This window comes from Methylobacterium sp. CCH5-D2, from assembly GCF_001556475.1.
Lineage (GTDB): Bacteria > Pseudomonadota > Alphaproteobacteria > Rhizobiales > Beijerinckiaceae > Methylobacterium > Methylobacterium hispanicum.
On sequence record NZ_LSIX01001065.1, the window covers coordinates 1 to 284 of the forward strand.

The following is a 284-nucleotide window of genomic DNA, read 5'->3' on the forward strand; positions in this document are numbered from 1 at the left end:
TCCCGGCCCCGCGCGCGGCCGCCGCCCCCGAGCCCGCCCGGAGCGAGGCGACGGCGGAGGCTGCCAAACCCGAGGCCCCGAAGCCCGAGGCCCCGAAGCCCGAGGCGTCGAAGTCCGAGGTCCCGAAGTCCGCGGCGTCGAGCGCCGAGCGGGCCGCCGAGGCGCCGAAGACCGCGCTCGCGGACCCGCTGACCACGCAGGCGATCCCGTCCGACCCGGCCGCCCCGCCCGCCCCCGGCCGCGCCGTCGCCGTCGAGGACCGCCTGGCGCAGCTTGGCGAGGCC

Annotated in this window: 1 pseudogene; it reads left to right on the forward strand. The window is 81.7% G+C overall.

The features are described 5' to 3' along the window. Positions 1-284 (forward strand): annotated as a pseudogene (locus AX737_RS35005) (hypothetical protein); the annotation flags it as partial.